Consider the following 15200-nt stretch of genomic DNA (forward strand, 5'->3'; position numbering starts at 1 on the left):
GAGCGCAGGCTACCCGCTCGGAGCCTGTGACCCAAGTCACAACGATTGCCCCCGCGCGCGGGGCCGCCACCTGGAATCGGGACGGCTCAGGGGCCGTTCAGGTAGGATGAGACAGTTGCCGTGGGCACCGACCTGGTCAGCGTGGTTGATGAGCATTCCGTCAGCTCCGCCGATCAGCACCGGTCCCCGGAGCGCGTGCGGCCCGGTCCGGCTCGGCGAAACCGCCCCCGACCGCGTGGCCCGCGCCACACCGATCGCGCCCTGAGGACATGAGGGGCGCACCACGAGAGGGCACCCCCACATCCAGATGAGTGAGCAGATCTCCGGCCAGCCACTGGCCCCCACCGCTCCGGTCCGACCGGAGGCACCCACGTTCGCCGCGCTCGGCGCCCGACAGGAGACCGTCGAGGCGCTGGAGGCCGCCGGCATCACCCGCGCCTTCGCCATCCAGGAATACGCGCTGCCGATCGGGCTGCGCGGCGTCGACCTGATCGGGCAGGCGCCGACCGGCACCGGCAAGACGCTCGGCTTCGGCATCCCGCTGCTCGAGCGCGTGTTCGCCCCGTCCGAGGGGAGCGACGGCGTGCCGCAGGCACTGGTCGTCGTCCCCACCCGCGAGCTGGGCATCCAGGTCGCCAAGGACCTCGACGCCGCCGGTCGCACCCGGGGCGTCCGGGTGCTGCCGATCTACGGTGGCGTGGCGTACGAGCCGCAGATCGAGGCGCTGCGCAAGGGCGTCGAGATCCTGGTCGGCACGCCCGGTCGCCTGCTGGACCTGCAGAAGCAGAAGCACCTGCGGCTCGACCGGGTCCGCGCGCTCGTCCTCGACGAGGCCGACCGGATGCTCGACCTGGGCTTCCTCGACGACGTCGAGAAGATCCTGGCCATGCTGCCGGAGGACCGGCAGACCATGCTCTTCTCGGCCACCATGCCGGACCCGATCGTCGCGCTGTCGCGGCGCTTCCTGCGCCGCCCGGTGACCATCCACGCCGGGCACACCGCCGAGACCGGTCCGTCGCCGCAGACCCAGCAGCTCGCGTACCGCACCCACTCGCTCAACAAGGTCGAGATCGTGGCGCGGATCCTCCAGGCCGAGGGGCGCGGGCTGACCATGATCTTCACCCGCACCAAGCGGGCCGCCGACCGCGTCGCCGAGGACCTCGACTTCCGCGGCTTCGCCGTGGCCGCCGTGCACGGCGACCTCGGCCAGGGGGCCCGGGAGCGGGCGCTGCGGGCGTTCCGCGCCGGCAAGATCGACACGCTGGTCGCCACCGACGTGGCGGCCCGGGGCATCGACGTCACCGGCGTCACGCATGTGATCAACTACGACTGCCCCGAGGACCAGGACACCTACACCCACCGGATCGGCCGCACCGGCCGGGCCGGGGCCACCGGTGTCGCGGTGACGTTCGTCGACTGGGACGACGTGCCCCGCTGGCGGATCATCGACAAGACCCTCGGGCTCGACATGCCCGAGCCGCCGGAGACCTACCACACCTCCCCGCACCTCTACACCGACCTGGACATCCCCACCGACATCAGCGGCACCCTGCCGACCGCCGAGCGCACCCGCGCCGGGCTGTCCGCCGAGGTCGAGGAGGACCTGGGCGGCGGTCGGTCGCGGCGCGGCACCCGACGCGGCGAGGGCGGCCGGGGCGAGGGTCGCGGTGACAGCCGGGGCCGGGAGCGCAGGCGGGGTCGCGGCGACGAGCCCGTCGGCACCCCCGCCGAGAGCGGCGCCACCGACACCGGCGCCGACGAGGGCGCCCGTACCCCGCGCCGGCGGCGTCGCCGCCGGGCCGGCGAGACGGTGGCCGGCGAGCCGGCCGCGGTGATCGGCGCCGAGAGCACCGGCGAGGCCACCCCGGCGGCATCCGCCGAGGGTGAGACCGCCACCAAGCCACGCCGTCGCCGGCGTCGCCGTGGCGGAGGTGGCACCGGCGCACCCGCCGAAGCCACCGCCACCACCACCGACTGACCAGCACACACACGACCGGCCCCCGGACCCGCTCCGGGGGCCGCTCCCTGTCCCCACCCCGGCGCCGGCCTGCTTCGCCGGCACGGTGATCTCACCGTCGACCTCGTGATCGACCGGGGAGGCGAGAGGACGCGGGGAGGCGGAAGGACGAAGGAGTAGCGATGCCGGAAGCGTTGGACTCGGCACTGGGCGAGGTGCGGGCGCTGCTGCTGGGCCCCGGGCTGACCCGGGCGGTCGCCGCCGGGCGTCGACGCGGGCAGCGCCCCTCGGTGGTCCGCGCCGAGCTGCGCCCGGTCACCCTCAAGGCCGGTCCCCGGTTGCAGATCGCCACCTCCGACGGGGCGCGGCCGCACACCCGCAACGTGGCCCCCGGCGCGGAGGCCGACGCGGCCGTCGACGAACTGCTCGCCGAGCCGTTCGGCAACTGGCACGTGGAGACCGCCGACGCCACGCTCCAACTTCGGGTCACCAAGTCCGGCGAGGCACAGGTGCACCGCGCCGCGGCCAGCCGGACGGCCGGCGCGGCGGAGGGACACGACCGGGCCAAGGACTGGCTGCTCGACCCGGGTGACCCGCTGTTCGCCGAGATCGGTGGTTCGGCGGCCAAGCGCCGCCAGGTCGACGCGTTCCTCCGGGCGCTGGCGGCCACCCTGCCGGACGACCTCACCGGCCCACTGCGCGTGGTGGACCTGGGGTGCGGCAACGCCTACCTGACCTTCGCCGCCTACCGCTACCTGACCGGGCGCGGACTGGACGTGACGCTGGTCGGGGTGGACGTCCGTGAGGACCAGCGCCGCCGCAACACCGAGCTGGCCGAGCGGCTGGGCTGGGCCGACCGGGTGAGCTTCGTGGCCGGCACCATCGCCGAGGCGGCCGTCGACCCCGCCCCCGACCTGGTGCTGGCGTTGCACGCCTGCGACACCGCCACCGACGAGGCGCTGGCCCGGGCGGTGCGCTGGGACGCCCGTTGGGTGCTCGCCGCGCCCTGCTGCCACCACGACCTCGCCGCCCAGCTGCGTTCCCGACCGGCGCCGGCGCCGTACGAGCTGCTCACCCGGCAGGGCATCCTGCGCGAACGCTTCGCCGACGTGCTCACCGACGCGGTACGCGCCGGGCTGCTCCGGCTGCACGGCTACCGCGCGGAGGTGGTGGAGTTCGTCGACTCCCAGCACACGCCTCGCAACCTGCTCATCCGGGCCCGGCGCACGGCGGGCGCGCCGACCGCGAGCCGGCGGGCCGAGTATCGCGAGCTGGTCGGCCAGTGGGGCGTCACGCCCCGGCTGGAGACGCTGCTCGACGGGACGGACCGGGACTAACGCCGGCGCTCGCCCCGGTTGCGGTCGCCCCGGTCCAGCATCGACACCCGGTCGCCCGGACCTCGGTTGGTGACCCGCTCGCCGTCCTGCGGCGGGCTGGGGAACGGCACCACCTTCGCCGGCTGGTCGGCGTTGCCGGCGGCGGCGAAGGCGTTCCAGGAGATGTCGACCAGCAGCCGCTTGACCTCGGCGTGCCGGAGGGCGGCGTTGCGCTGCAGCGCCATCCGGGCGCCCAGCACGACCCCGACGAGCGTGGTGCAGATCGCGCCGGTCGCGGCGATCAGGTGCACGCCGGTCGCCGGATCGCCCCGCACCGCCAGCACCAGCAGCCAGACCCAGAAACCGAGCGCGAACACCCCGGCCTTGGCCACGAAGAAGAGGCTCACGGCGCCGGGACGGTGCGGGACGGGGCGGTCCGGCTCGGTCATGCTGCTCCTCGTCGTGTCGCTGCCGGGGGTCGGTCCAGCTTAGTTGACACCTCGCAACCGTCACGCCCTCGTCAGTCCCGCCGGCGGGACCTTTCGACCGATCAGTCAGTTACTTCCTCGCGCGGGCGTACTAGGCTCAGGGCGCAGAGCCGGGCCACCGGCGGAAGGGGACAGACCCGCAGGGATGGGTTCCGCAGACGTGTCACCGCAGATGGCCTTCGCGCGCTTCGTGCGACGGGCCATCGACGATGCCCGCGAGGAGCGCGGCTGGACGGTGACCGACCTCGCCACCCACACCGGCGTCGGCCGCTCGACCGTGTTCCGCTGGCTGGCCGGCGACTGGCAGGACTATCCCGAGCTGGCCAAGGTGCGCGGCTTCTGCGCCGCCCTCGACCTGCCGGTGGCCGCCGCGTTCCGTGCGCTGGGCCTGCCCGACGCCGGTCCGGTGCCCCGCCGCCGAGGCGCGGAGGACGGCCCGGTGGAGGCCGACGTCCGGGTGATCCTGGAGCGGCTGGCCGACCCGAACGTCCCGGCCGAGGAGAAGCACCACATCCGCGACCTGCTCCGCTACCTGGCCCGCCGGCCGGTCCGCCGGGCCGGCTGACCGGTCAGTCGACGGTCAGCGTGAACGCGGCGGTCCGCACCACGCCCCCGACCTGGAAGTCCAGGAACATCCGGTAGCGGCCCGGCCCCGGCGCGGTCAGCCAGAACGTCACCGCGTCACCGTCGCGCACCGGCTCCGGGTGCACGTGCAGGTAGCCGAGGTCACCCTCGCGCAGCGCCACCAGGTGCCCGTACGCGCCGAGGTAGGGCTCCAACGCGGCGGCTCCACCGTTTGCGCCGGTGACCCGGAACCGCAGCGGCACCGACCGCCCCACCTCCGGCGTGCCGGTCCAGGTGGCGGTGAAGCCGTCGACCGTGGCCGACGTGGCCGCGGCGGGCAGCGGCCGGGGCGCGTACGTGCCGGGCACTGTCACGTCGGCGCCGAGCACCACGGCGACCTGGCGACCGTCGTCGGCGACGGCGGTGAAGTCCGCGTACATCCGCCAGACGCCGGGGTCGAACGGCGCCACCGGCACCGACCAGGTGCCGTCGGCGGTCATCGTCGGGTGCAGGTGCCGGTAGCCGCTGAGGTCCCGGCGGGCCACGATCAGGTGCATCGGCTTGTCGTGCACGACCGCGAAGCGGGTCACCGGGCGACGCTGCTCGTCGCGGATCTGGAACCGCAGGTCGCCGGCGCGTCCGGCGGCCGGTTCCCCGGCCGACGGCACCAGCGTGTAGCCGGCCGAGCTGATCGACAGTCCGGTCGCGCCGTCACCGCCGCCCTGGGCGACGGTGGCGCCGTCGTGGCTGTGCGCGCCGGTGCCCGGCGCGTGCGAGTGGGCGCCGCCGGCGGGAGGACCGCCGGTGGGCGCCACGGCTCCGGATCCGGCCGGGTTCGCCGGCGGGTTCAGCCGGCCCAGCCCGAAACCGAGGAGCACGGCCAGCACCAGGCCACCCACCACCAGGGCCAGCCGCAGCGTCTCCCGGTCCACGGTGACCGGCCCGGCCGGGGCCGTTCCGCGCGCCGCGGCCGGGCGGCCGGCCGCCGGCTCACCACCGCCGGCGCCCTCCGCCGCGTCGCCGCCGACCGACAGCGCGGGTACGTCGACGTCACCGCCGGACCGCGCCGGCAGGTCGACGCCGGGCGGCGCGGACGGCGACTCAGGCAACGCCGCCGACCATCTCGTAACCCGCCTCGTCGACAGCGGCGCGGACGGACTCCACCGGCAGCGGGGACGCGCTGGTGACCGTTGCCGTGCCGCCCGCGAGGTCGATCCGGACCTCCTCGACGCCCGGCAGGGCGGACAGCTCCTCGGTCACCGCCCGGACGCAGTGTTCGCAGGTCATCCCGGTCACGGTGTACGTCTGGACGACGGGTCGCTGCTCGGTCATGGCCCCACGGTACCGCCGGCCCGGGCGCCCACCGACCACGGCCGCGCGGACGGTGGCCCGGCTCGCATCCGCGGTGTTAAGCGGGGCCCCTTCCTCTACCGGAGGCGTTAATAAGGTGCCCTTCCTTGCACGGGGTCAGCCGGCGACGGCGAGCGCCAGCGGCAGCACGTCCGGCGCGCCGGCGCGCCGCAGCAGGCGCGCCACCATGCTCATCGTCCAGCCCGAGTCGACCAGGTCGTCGACGAGCAGCACCGGCCCGTCCAGCCCGGGCAGCGCGTCGGCCAGCTCGTCCGGCAGGCGGAAGGCGTCGTGCAGCGCGCGTACCCGCTGGGCGCTGTTGCCGCGCGGCCCGCCGGGCCCGGCCGGACCGGTCGGGACGACCTGGCCGAGCAGCGGGAGCCGGCCGACCGAGGCGATCCGTTCGGCGAGCGAGCCGACCAGCAGCGGCCGGGTCCGGGAGCCGACCGCGACCACGCCGGCCGGGCGGCGGGGCCAGGGATCGTCGCCGTGCGCCCACGCCTTCAGCACCTCGACCACGGCCGCCGCCACGTCGTCGGGCACCGGGCCGTCCGGCGCGTCCGGCCCGACGAGGCCCCGCAACCGCCCGCCCCACCCCAGATCGGACAGGCGCCCCACGGCCCGCCCGGGCAGCGCCTGCTCCGCCGGCGGGATCCGGCCCTTCAGGGGTACGCCGACCGCGTCCAAACCGGTCGGCCAGAGCTTCTTCGGCGCGATCTGGACGCCGGGGCGGCCGAGGAAGGTCTGCGCGGCGGTGAGCGCCTCGGTGGAGACCTCGGCGGTAAACAGCGGCCCGGCGCAGTTGTCGCAGCGACCGCAGTCCTGCGCCCCGGTGTCGTCGAGCCCTTCCCGCAGGTAGCGCATGCGGCAGGCGGAGGTGGCCGCGTACTCCCGCATGGCCCGCTGCTCGGCGGTGCGCGCGTCGGCGACGCGCCGCAACCGGGCCTCGTCGTAGACCCACGGCTCGCCGGTGGCGAGCCAGCCGCCGCGCACCCGGCGGACCGCGCCGTCGACGTCGAGCACCTTGAGCATCAGCTCCAGCCGGGCCCGGCGCAGGTCGACCATCGGCTCCAACGCCTGGGTGGAGATCGGCCGCTCGGTGTCCAGCGCGGCGAGGACGGTGCGGACCTGCTCCTCGGGCGGGAAGGCGAGCGAGGCGAAGTATCGCCAGATCGCCGCGTCCTCGGCGCCGGGCAGGAGCAGCACCTCGGCGTGCTCGACGGCCCGGCCGGCGCGCCCGACCTGCTGGTAGTAGGCGATCGGCGAGGGTGGCGCGCCGAGGTGCACCACGAAGCCGAGGTCGGGCTTGTCGAAGCCCATGCCGAGCGCGCTGGTGGCGACCAACGCCTTGATCTTGTTGTCGAGCAGGTCCTGCTCGGCGGCGCGCCGGTCGGCGTCCTCGGCCTGCCCGGTGTAGGAGGCCACCGACCACCCCCGGGCCCGGAGGAACTCGGCCGTCTCGGTGGCCGCGGCCACGGTGAGCGTGTAGACGATGCCCGAGCCGGGGAGCCGGTCCAGGTGGTCGGCCAGCCAGGCGAGGCGGTGGGCCGGGCTCGGCAGGTCCAGTACGCCGAGGCGCAGCGACTCCCGGTCCAGCGTGCCGCGTAGCACGAGCGCGTCGCCGAGCTGCTCGGCCACGTCCCGGGTGACCCGGGCGTTGGCGGTGGCCGTGGTGGCGAGCACCGGCGTGCGCTCGGGCAGGTTGGCCAGGAACGTGCGCAGCCGGCGGTAGTCGGGCCGGAAGTCGTGCCCCCAGTCGGAGACGCAGTGCGCCTCGTCCACCACCAGCAGGCCGGTGGTGGCGGCGAGCTTGGGCAGCACGGTGTCGCGGAAGTCCGGGTTGTTCAGCCGTTCGGGGCTGATCAGCAGCACGTCGACCGCACCGGCGTGGATCTCGGCGGTGATCTGGTCCCACTCGTCGAGGTTGGCCGAGTTGATGGTGCGGGCCCGGATGCCGGCCCGGGCGGCGGACTCGACCTGGTTGCGCATCAACGCCAGCAGCGGCGACACGATCACCGTCGGCCCGTGTTCGCCGTTCTCGCGAAGCAGCGCGGTGGCGACGAAGTAGACCGCCGACTTGCCCCAGCCGGTGCGCTGGACGCAGAGCACCCGTCGCCGGTCGACGACCAGCGCCTCGATCGCCCGCCACTGGTCCTCGCGCAGCCGGGCGTGCTCACCCGCCAGCCGCCGCAGCACCGCCTCGGCACGTTCCCGGACGGCCGTCCGATCCTGGCTCATCCGGCATTTCTACCAGGGGACGTCGGAGTCACGGGCGGCCCGGGCGGCGGCTCGGGTGGCAGGAAGAGCAGCACCTCGCGTAGCGCCCCGGTGGCGGCCGGGGGCAGCTGGCAGCGCACGACCAGCTCCTCCAGCGACCCGTACGGCCCGCGCAGCCACCGGTCGACGGCGACCTGCCGGCGCTGCTCGGCGGTGAGACCGGGAAGCGTCGCGAAGACCGTGTCGGGCACCGCGTTGACGTCGACCAGGCCACCGTCGTCGAACTCCCGCAGCAGGTCGGGGCGGCCGATCCGCAGGTCCCGCCGGGCGGAGGGGTAGTGGTGCAGCAGGTACCGCGCCTGTTCCCGGCGCAGCCGCCGCTGCTCGTCGGCGCGCTGCGGCCCGGTCCAGAACAGGCCCCGCAGCGCCGCCCACAACGCCGGGTTGAGCAGCACCACGTGCAGGGTGCCGAGCATCCAGCAGACGCAGAGCCCGAACAGGAAGTAGATGACCATCGGGTCGCTCGGTTCCTCCTCGACCGGGCTGCTGACCGCGAGGCCGAACACGCTCACCACGAGCAGGAAGTAGGGCAGCGCGCCCAACGCGAGACGCCAACTGCGTCGCCAGAGCGCGTACGCCAGGATCACCGCCCAGGTCAGGGTGCCGACCGACAGCACGGTGACGGCGGCGCCCACCAGCGTCGCGGTGGCCCGGACCCAACCCGGCGAGCGCCGGTCCGGCGGCGTCTCCGCCGGCCGCCCGGCGGAGACGAAGAGCGCCTGCGGGTACGCGACCGGCACGGCGGACACCGGACCCGACGACGGGTCGACGAAGCCGGGGCCGCCCGGTGCCGGCGTCGCGCCGGCCGGGGCGGTCGGCGACCCGACGGGTACGGACGGCGTCGGCACGTGCCCGGCCGGCACGGGTTGCGACTCGACGTGCCCGACCGGCACGGGCGGCATCGGCACGTGCTCGTGCGGCGCGGGTGGCGTCGGCACGTGCGCGGGCGGCACTGGCGGGCCGACGGGTCCGGCCGGCGCGGTGGCCGGACCGGGCAGCGGGGTGGCGGGGGCGTCGGGCCGGGGTGGAGCCGGATGCGCCGGCGGCGACGCGGCGGTCACACCCGGTCCGGCGGTCGGCGCGGTGTCCGTGCCCGGCGGTGCGGCCGGCTGAGCGACGGTCGGCAGCAGCGTCGGGTCGGAGCGGAGGATGCGCCGGTGCAGCGTCTGGAGCGCCTCTCCCGGCTCGATGCCGTAGTCCTCACGCAGGGAGGCGGCGAAGTCGCGGTAGGCGGCCAGCGCCTCCGCCTGCCGGCCGCTGCGATAGAGCGCCAGCATGAGCTGGAGACGCAACCGCTCGCGGACCGGGAACTCGGCGACCAGCTCGACCAGCCGGCCGACCACCTCCCCGTGCCGGCCCGCGGCCAGCTCCAGCTCGGTACGCGTCTCCAGGGCGACGGCCCGCAGCTCCACCAGCCGGTGCCGGGCCGCGTCGAACCAGGGGCCGGCGAACCCGGTGAACGGCTCGCCCTGCCACAGCTCCAACGCGGCGGCAACCTCGTCCAGCGCCTCCGCGGCGCGCCCCGCCGACTGCGCCTGCCGGGCGCGCCGCACGCCGCGCTCGAAGCGGACCGCGTCCACCGTCTCCGGCGCGACCCGCAGCAGGTAGCCGGCGTCGGTGAGGGTGAGCACCCGGGCGGGTGTGCGCGGCGACCGGTCCGGCTCCAGCACCCGGCGCAGCCCGGCCACGTGCTTCTGCACCACGTTGGGGCCGTTCACCGGCGCTTCCTCCGGCCAGACCGCCTCGACGATCTGCCCGGTGGGGACCGGACGCCCGGCGGCGAGCAGCAGCACGGCCAGCACGGCCCGCTGCTTGGCCGGGCCGAGATCGATCGGACGGTCGGCGTACCAGGCCCGCTGCGGGCCGAGAAGCTCGAAGCGCAGCGCCTCTGACATGCGAGTTTCCGCCCCCGTACCCCCCAGCCGTCGCCCGCCGCGGCCGACGGCAGTCGGACGGCAGCATATCGGCAGCGGAGCGGCCGTCGCTGCCTGCGATGCTTCGCCGGCAACAACCACCTGGGAAAGTGAGTCGAACGAGATGACGCAGCGAAACGGCACCGCCGCAACCGCCCGGCGGATCGTGCTCCGCGCGGCCGCCGTGCTGGCCACCACCGCACTCGCCGCGGGGTGCGGCAGCACCGGAAACGCCCCCGAGGGCGCCGGCGCCGCACCGGCGCCGTCGGCCGACCCGAAGGCCGCCCTGCTGGCCGCCGTGCCGACCGAGCAGGACCCCCGCTTCCGGTTCTCCACCCAGGACGGCACCGACCGGTTCACCGGTGTGGTGGACCCGGCCGCCAAGGGCATGGAACTCGGCATGAAGCAGCAGAACGACGACCCGAAGTTCACCATGGACATGACGTTCCGGGTGATCGACGAGGACCTGTGGATGCGGGTCAAGCTGACCGGCCTTCCCGGCCTGCACGACGCGCTCAAGCTGCCCAAGAACTGGATGAAGATGGAGCGCGAGAAGCTGGCGGACGGCGAGAACGCCCCCAGCTACGAGGGCACCGACCCGGGCAACACCGCCGCGATCATCCGCACCGCGGAGACGGTCGAGGACAAGGGCGACGGCACGTACACCGGGCTGGCCGACCTGGCCGACAACGAGGACGTGAAGAGCACGTTCGACGGGTTGGACCTGACCGCGCTGGGTGCGGCGGGCCGGAAGGTGCCGTTCACCGCCGTGGTCGGCCCGGACGGCAACCTGACCACGTTCACCCTGGACGTGCCGGCGGCCGGCAAGCACAAGGCGATGAAGCTGGTCACGAAGTACTACGACTTCGGCAAGGCGCCGGAGCTGGCCCCGCCGGCCGGCGCGCAGAAGGCCACGGCCTCGGCGTACGAGATGCTCAACGGCTGATCCACGACGCACGGGAACGGGCGGCGGCCACACGGGGGGCCGCCGCCCGTCGTCGTGTTCAGCGGCCGAAGACGGAGCCGCCGTTGACGCCCAGGACCTGACCGGTGACGTAGCCGGCCGACGGACCGACGAGATAGCGCACGGCGGCGGCGATGTCGTCGGGCGTCCCGGCCCGGCCGACGAGGGTGGCGGCCACCCGCTTGGCGTGGCCCTCCGGCGTCATCCGGTCGCCGAAGAACTCGGTCTCCGCGACGTAGCCGGGGCTGACCACGTTGACCGTGATCTGTTCCGGTCCGAGCTGTGCGGCCAGGTCGTACGCCCAGCCGTGCAGCGCGGCCTTGGCCGCCGAGTACGGCCCGCCGCCGCCACGCTGGGCGGCGATCGAGCTGAGCAGGACCACCCGACCGCCGGGACGACGCAGGACGGGCCGCAACGCCTCGGTCAGCAGGACGGCGGTGAGCACGTTGGCGTCCAGGTTCGCGCGCCACCAGGCGGCCACCTCGTCGAGGGTTCCGGTCGGCCCGCCGAGATAGCCCCCGGCGTTGTTGACCACCGCGTCCACGGTCCGCCCGCCGACCGCGTCGACGACGGCCGCGAGCTGGGCCGGATCGGTCAGGTCGGCGGCGACCGCGCGTACCGCGTCGGGCCGGCCGCACTCCTCGGAGATCCGCCGGGCGGCGGCGTCGAGCACGTCCCCCCGCCGTCCCACCACGAGCACGTCGAACCCGTCCTCGACGAGCCCGCGCGCGACGGCGGCCCCGATCCCGGTCCCACCCCCGCTGACCACGGCGACCCGCTGCTGCTCCGTCACGTTCCCTCCCCGAGCCTCTCCCCGACCTCGTCGATCAAGGAGTTCGCGTCATCCTATGCCGGTGGGCCGGACGCGAACTCCTTGATCAACGGGGCGGGGGTGGGGTCAGCGGCGGGGGCGGAGGGCGGTGAGGAGGGGGGTCAGGCGGGATCTCAGGCTGGCCAGGCCGCCGGGGAAGAAGTACACCGCCAGGATGAACACCGTGCCGAGGACGAACAGGGGCTGGCTCAGCGGGTGGCTGAGGAACGCGGGCAGACTGTTCACCGCGTCGCTGCTGCCGAACGCGGTCAGCCGGTGGTCCAGGTACATGTAGAGGATGCCGCCCAGCACCGGCCCCCACCGGGTACCGGGGCCGCCGAGCACCACCATGACCAGCAGCGACAGCGTCAGCTCGGACGAGGTGATGTGCGGGCTGGCGCCACCGACGATCAGCACGTAGACCACGCCACCGGCCGTCGCCAGGCCGCCGGCCAACGTGAACGCCACCAGCTTGAACCGGTACGGGTCGAGCCCGAGCACCCCGATCCGCCGCTCGTCGTCGCGCAGCCCGGCCAGGACCCGGCCGGTCGGCGAGCCGCTGACCCGGTGCACCACCAGGACCACGATCGCCAGGTACGCCAGCGCCAGCCAGTAGAGGTTCACCGTGTTGGTGACGCCGACCAGCGCGGCCGGCAGCCCGGACACGTCCAGCGGCAGCCCCTCCTCGCCGCCGGTGAGGCCACCGAAGTCCCGGGCCACCAGGATCGCCCCGACCTGGGCGAAGGCGAGAGTCACCATGGCGAACGCGATGCCCACCGTACGCAGGGCCACCGCGCCGAGCAGCGCGGCGAGCGTGGTGCCGCCGACCACGGTCAGCAGCGCGGCCTGCCACAGCGGCAGCCCGGCCTTGGTGATCAGCACGTCGGTGCCGTAGACACCGGCGGCGAAGTAGAGGGCGTGCCCGAAGGAGAGCATCCCGGTCCGCCCGAACAGCAGGTCGTAGCCGGCCGCGAGGCCGCCGAAGACCAGGCAGATGGCGAGCAGTTGCAGCGTGCCCGGCGAGTTCAGCGGCCCCTCGAAGATCCCCGGCAGGTTCAGCGTCGAGTAGGGCAGGACCGCCGCCACCACCAGCGCGACCAGCGGCAGGTACGGGCGCAGCCCGTGCCACCGCGAGTGGCCGGGGGTCAGCTCGTCGGGCACCGTCGCCGGAGGCGCGGGCACCTCCGCGCTCTTGACCTCGGTCATGCGTGAGCCACCTTTCCGGCCAGGCCCTGCGGACGCAGCAGCAGCACCACGGCGAGCAGACCGACCACGCACAGGTCGCCCAGCCCGGACGTGCCGTAGTAGTTGACGAACTGTTGCAGCAGCCCCACCGCGACCGCCGCGTACGCGGACCCGACCACCGAGCCCATCCCGCCGATCACCACCACGATGAAGGCGAAGATCAGCAGCGAGCCGCCCTGCCCGGGCGAGACGGTGCCGAAGTAGACGCCGCCGAGCGCGCCGGCCAGCGCGGCGGCGGCCCCGCCGATCGCGAAGACCAGGGTGAACGCCTTGCGGACGTCGATGCCGAGCGCGGTCACCATCTCCCGGTTCTCCACGCCGGCCCGGATGATCAGGCCGTACCGGGTCCAGCGCAGGAACGCCAGCAACGCGCCGAGCACCACCACGGCGGCGACGATCAGCAGCAGTCCGGCGTTCGGCACCTGGGCGCCGAACACCGCTGTCACGTCCCGGCTCCAGTCGGGGCGCGGGAACGGGCGCGGGTCCGCGCCCCAGGTGGCCTGGAGCAGCGCCACCCCGGCCAGCGACAGGCCGACGGTGACCAGCACCTGTTCGATGGTGCGGGAGTAGAGCGGCCGGATCAGCACCAGCTCGACCAGCACCGCGACCAGCGATCCGGCCAGCACGCCGAAGAGCACCGCGACCACGAAGCCGAGGCCGTCCGGCCCGGCGCCGGGCAGGTTGCCCGCCGCCCACCAGGTCGCGTACGCGCCGACGCCGAGGAACAGCCCGTGCGCGAAGTTCAGCACGTCCGCGAGGCCGAAGACCAGGGACAGGCCGGAGGCGACGAGGAAGTAGAGCGCCGCCAGGCCCAGCCCGGTCAGCGTCAGCAGCACGACGGTGTTCACGCGTGCACCTCCCCGGACCCCACGCCCAGCAGCGACTTGGTCAGCGCGGTCTCCAGCAGCAGCTCGCGGGCGTCGCCGGTCCAGGCGACCCGACCGGCGGAGAGCACCACCGCGTCGGACGCCAGCCGCCGCACCACCGCCAGGTTCTGCTCGACCAGCAGCACCGGCACGGATTCCGCGACCCGTTCCAGCACCTCGGCCACCTCGGTCACCACCTTCGGCGCCAACCCCTTGGTCGGCTCGTCGACCAGCAGCAGCCGGTTGTCGTTGAGGAGCACCCGGCCGATGGCGAGCATCTGCTGCTGCCCGCCGGAGAGCGAACCGGCCCGTTGCCGTCCGCGCCGGTCCAGCTCCGGGAAGAGCGCGAAGACCTTGTCGTACGCCGGGGTGGTGCCCCGCCGCTCGGCCAGCCGCAGGTTCTCGGCGACGGTGAGCCCGGCGAAGACGCAGCGGTCCTCCGGCACGTAGCCGAGGCCGCCGCGGACCAGCCGGTGGGTGGGGCGGGCGAGCAGGCTCTGCGCGCCCATCCGCACCGTGCCCCGGGCCTCGCCGTTGCGCGGCGTCAGCCCGACGATCGCGCGCAGGGTGGTGGACTTGCCGACGCCGTTGCGCCCGAGCAGCACGGTGACGCCGGTCGGGGCCACCTCGAACGACACGCCCTGGAGGATGTGCAGCCCGGCGATCCGCACGGACAGGTCCTCCACCGACAGGATCGGCTCACTCATAGCGCCTCCCCCAGGTACGCCTCCTGCACGGTGGCGTTCGCCATCACCGTGTCCGGGGTGTCGCAGGCCAGCAGCGCGCCGTGGTGCATCACGGCGATCCGGTCGGCCAGTTCCAGGATCACGTCCATGTGGTGTTCCACCATGAGCACGGCCCGGCCGCTGTCCCCGGTCAGCGACTTGATCACGCTGACCAGCTCGGGCACGTCCTCGGCGCTCACCCCGGCCATCGGCTCGTCCAGCAGCATCACCCGGGGTTCCCCGGCGAGCAGCAGGGCGATCTCCAGCTTGCGCTTCTCGCCGTGGGCGAGCGTGCCGGCCAGGGCCGCGCCCCGGTGGTGCAGCCCGACCCGGTCGAGCGCCGCGTCGGCGGCGGCGGCCACCTCCCGGTCGGCCGCCGCCCGCCGCCACAGCTTCATCGAGCCACCCCGGTGCGCCTGTACGGCGAGCCGGACGTTCTCCCGGACGGTCAGCGAGCCGAAGACCGAGGACGCCTGGAAGGTCCGCCCGAGCCCGAGCCGGGCCCGCTGGTACGGGGCCAGCGCGGTGATGTCCGCGCCGTCCAGCAGGACCTTCCCCTCGGTGGGCCGGCGCAGGCCGGTGATCAGGTTGAACAGGGAGGTCTTGCCGGCGCCGTTGGGCCCGATCACGCCGAGGAACTCTCCCGGCTGGAGATCGAGGTAGACGGAGTCGACGATGGCGACCTCACCGATCCGCCAGGTCAGACCGCGGGTGGCGAGCACGG

Annotated in this window: 14 protein-coding genes; 4 read left to right on the forward strand and 10 right to left on the reverse strand. The window is 74.6% G+C overall.

The window, feature by feature from the left end; genetic code table 11:
* The first annotated feature begins 307 nt into the window (after positions 1-307).
* Together ACN27B_RS06180 and ACN27B_RS06185 are read left to right on the forward strand one after the other, a co-directional pair.
* The gene (locus ACN27B_RS06180; RefSeq protein WP_355519242.1) at positions 308-1978 is read left to right on the forward strand and encodes a DEAD/DEAH box helicase; all 1671 of its coding nucleotides are present in this window, start codon (positions 308-310) and stop codon (positions 1976-1978) included.
* Between the two features lie 161 nt (positions 1979-2139).
* A complete protein-coding gene (locus ACN27B_RS06185; protein ID WP_422743853.1) occupies positions 2140-3294 on the forward strand; it encodes a class I SAM-dependent methyltransferase in 1155 nt (384 codons plus the stop codon).
* On the opposite strand, the gene ACN27B_RS06190 is transcribed toward ACN27B_RS06185, so the two are convergent.
* Entirely contained in the window at positions 3291-3722 is a 432-nt protein-coding gene (locus ACN27B_RS06190; protein WP_099163598.1) for a hypothetical protein, read from the reverse strand. The two genes, ACN27B_RS06185 and ACN27B_RS06190, sit on opposite strands and share 4 nt — an antisense overlap.
* Positions 3723-3906: 184 nt before the next feature.
* Here ACN27B_RS06190 and ACN27B_RS06195 point away from each other — a divergent pair, with 184 nt between their 5' ends.
* On the forward strand, positions 3907-4326 hold the full coding sequence (locus ACN27B_RS06195; RefSeq protein ID WP_091569599.1) for a helix-turn-helix domain-containing protein: 420 nt from the start codon (positions 3907-3909) through the stop codon (positions 4324-4326).
* A gap of 4 nt (positions 4327-4330) precedes the next feature.
* Here the strand turns inward: ACN27B_RS06195 and ACN27B_RS06200 are convergent, their stop codons facing one another.
* The 4 genes from ACN27B_RS06200 to ACN27B_RS06215 all read right to left on the reverse strand — a co-directional run bounded on the left by ACN27B_RS06200 (position 4331) and on the right by ACN27B_RS06215 (position 9847).
* Positions 4331-5434 (reverse strand): hypothetical protein, encoded by a 1104-nt coding sequence (locus ACN27B_RS06200; protein ID WP_422743856.1) that lies wholly within the window; start codon positions 5432-5434, stop codon positions 4331-4333.
* Complete coding sequence (locus ACN27B_RS06205) at positions 5427-5657, reverse strand: heavy-metal-associated domain-containing protein (protein ID WP_091569593.1); 231 nt, start codon at positions 5655-5657, stop codon at positions 5427-5429. Before ACN27B_RS06205 ends, ACN27B_RS06200 begins: the two co-directional genes overlap by 8 nt.
* A 135-nt stretch (positions 5658-5792) precedes the next feature.
* Complete coding sequence (locus ACN27B_RS06210; protein ID WP_099163596.1) at positions 5793-7913, reverse strand: RecQ family ATP-dependent DNA helicase; 2121 nt, start codon at positions 7911-7913, stop codon at positions 5793-5795.
* Positions 7910-9847: a BTAD domain-containing putative transcriptional regulator gene (locus tag ACN27B_RS06215; protein ID WP_422743859.1), complete on the reverse strand. Its 1938-nt coding sequence runs from the start codon at positions 9845-9847 to the stop codon at positions 7910-7912. The genes ACN27B_RS06210 and ACN27B_RS06215 overlap by 4 nt, the downstream gene beginning before the upstream one ends.
* Before the next feature lie 142 nt (positions 9848-9989).
* On the opposite strand from ACN27B_RS06215, the gene ACN27B_RS06220 reads away from it, so the two are divergent.
* Entirely contained in the window at positions 9990-10811 is an 822-nt protein-coding gene (locus tag ACN27B_RS06220; RefSeq protein ID WP_422743862.1) for a hypothetical protein, read from the forward strand.
* 58 nt (positions 10812-10869) lie between these two features.
* Here the strand turns inward: ACN27B_RS06220 and ACN27B_RS06225 are convergent, their stop codons facing one another.
* From ACN27B_RS06225 to ACN27B_RS06245, 5 genes are all read right to left on the reverse strand, one after another.
* Positions 10870-11622 carry an SDR family NAD(P)-dependent oxidoreductase gene (locus tag ACN27B_RS06225; RefSeq protein WP_422743864.1) on the reverse strand — a complete coding sequence of 251 codons (753 nt, stop codon included), beginning with the start codon at positions 11620-11622 and terminating at the stop codon, positions 10870-10872.
* Positions 11623-11727: 105 nt separating this feature from the next.
* On the reverse strand, positions 11728-12846 hold the full coding sequence (locus ACN27B_RS06230; RefSeq protein WP_422743866.1) for a branched-chain amino acid ABC transporter permease: 1119 nt from the start codon (positions 12844-12846) through the stop codon (positions 11728-11730).
* On the reverse strand, positions 12843-13733 hold the full coding sequence (locus tag ACN27B_RS06235) for a branched-chain amino acid ABC transporter permease (protein WP_099163591.1): 891 nt from the start codon (positions 13731-13733) through the stop codon (positions 12843-12845). Before ACN27B_RS06235 ends, ACN27B_RS06230 begins: the two co-directional genes overlap by 4 nt.
* Complete coding sequence (locus tag ACN27B_RS06240) at positions 13730-14458, reverse strand: ABC transporter ATP-binding protein (RefSeq protein ID WP_099163590.1); 729 nt, start codon at positions 14456-14458, stop codon at positions 13730-13732. Before ACN27B_RS06240 ends, ACN27B_RS06235 begins: the two co-directional genes overlap by 4 nt.
* Complete coding sequence (locus ACN27B_RS06245; RefSeq protein WP_091569568.1) at positions 14455-15198, reverse strand: ABC transporter ATP-binding protein; 744 nt, start codon at positions 15196-15198, stop codon at positions 14455-14457. The genes ACN27B_RS06240 and ACN27B_RS06245 overlap by 4 nt, the downstream gene beginning before the upstream one ends.
* Between the last annotated feature and the right edge of the window lie 2 nt (positions 15199-15200).

Source organism: Micromonospora sp. WMMD754, from assembly GCF_049315235.1.
GTDB classification, from domain to species: domain Bacteria; phylum Actinomycetota; class Actinomycetes; order Mycobacteriales; family Micromonosporaceae; genus Micromonospora; species Micromonospora sediminicola.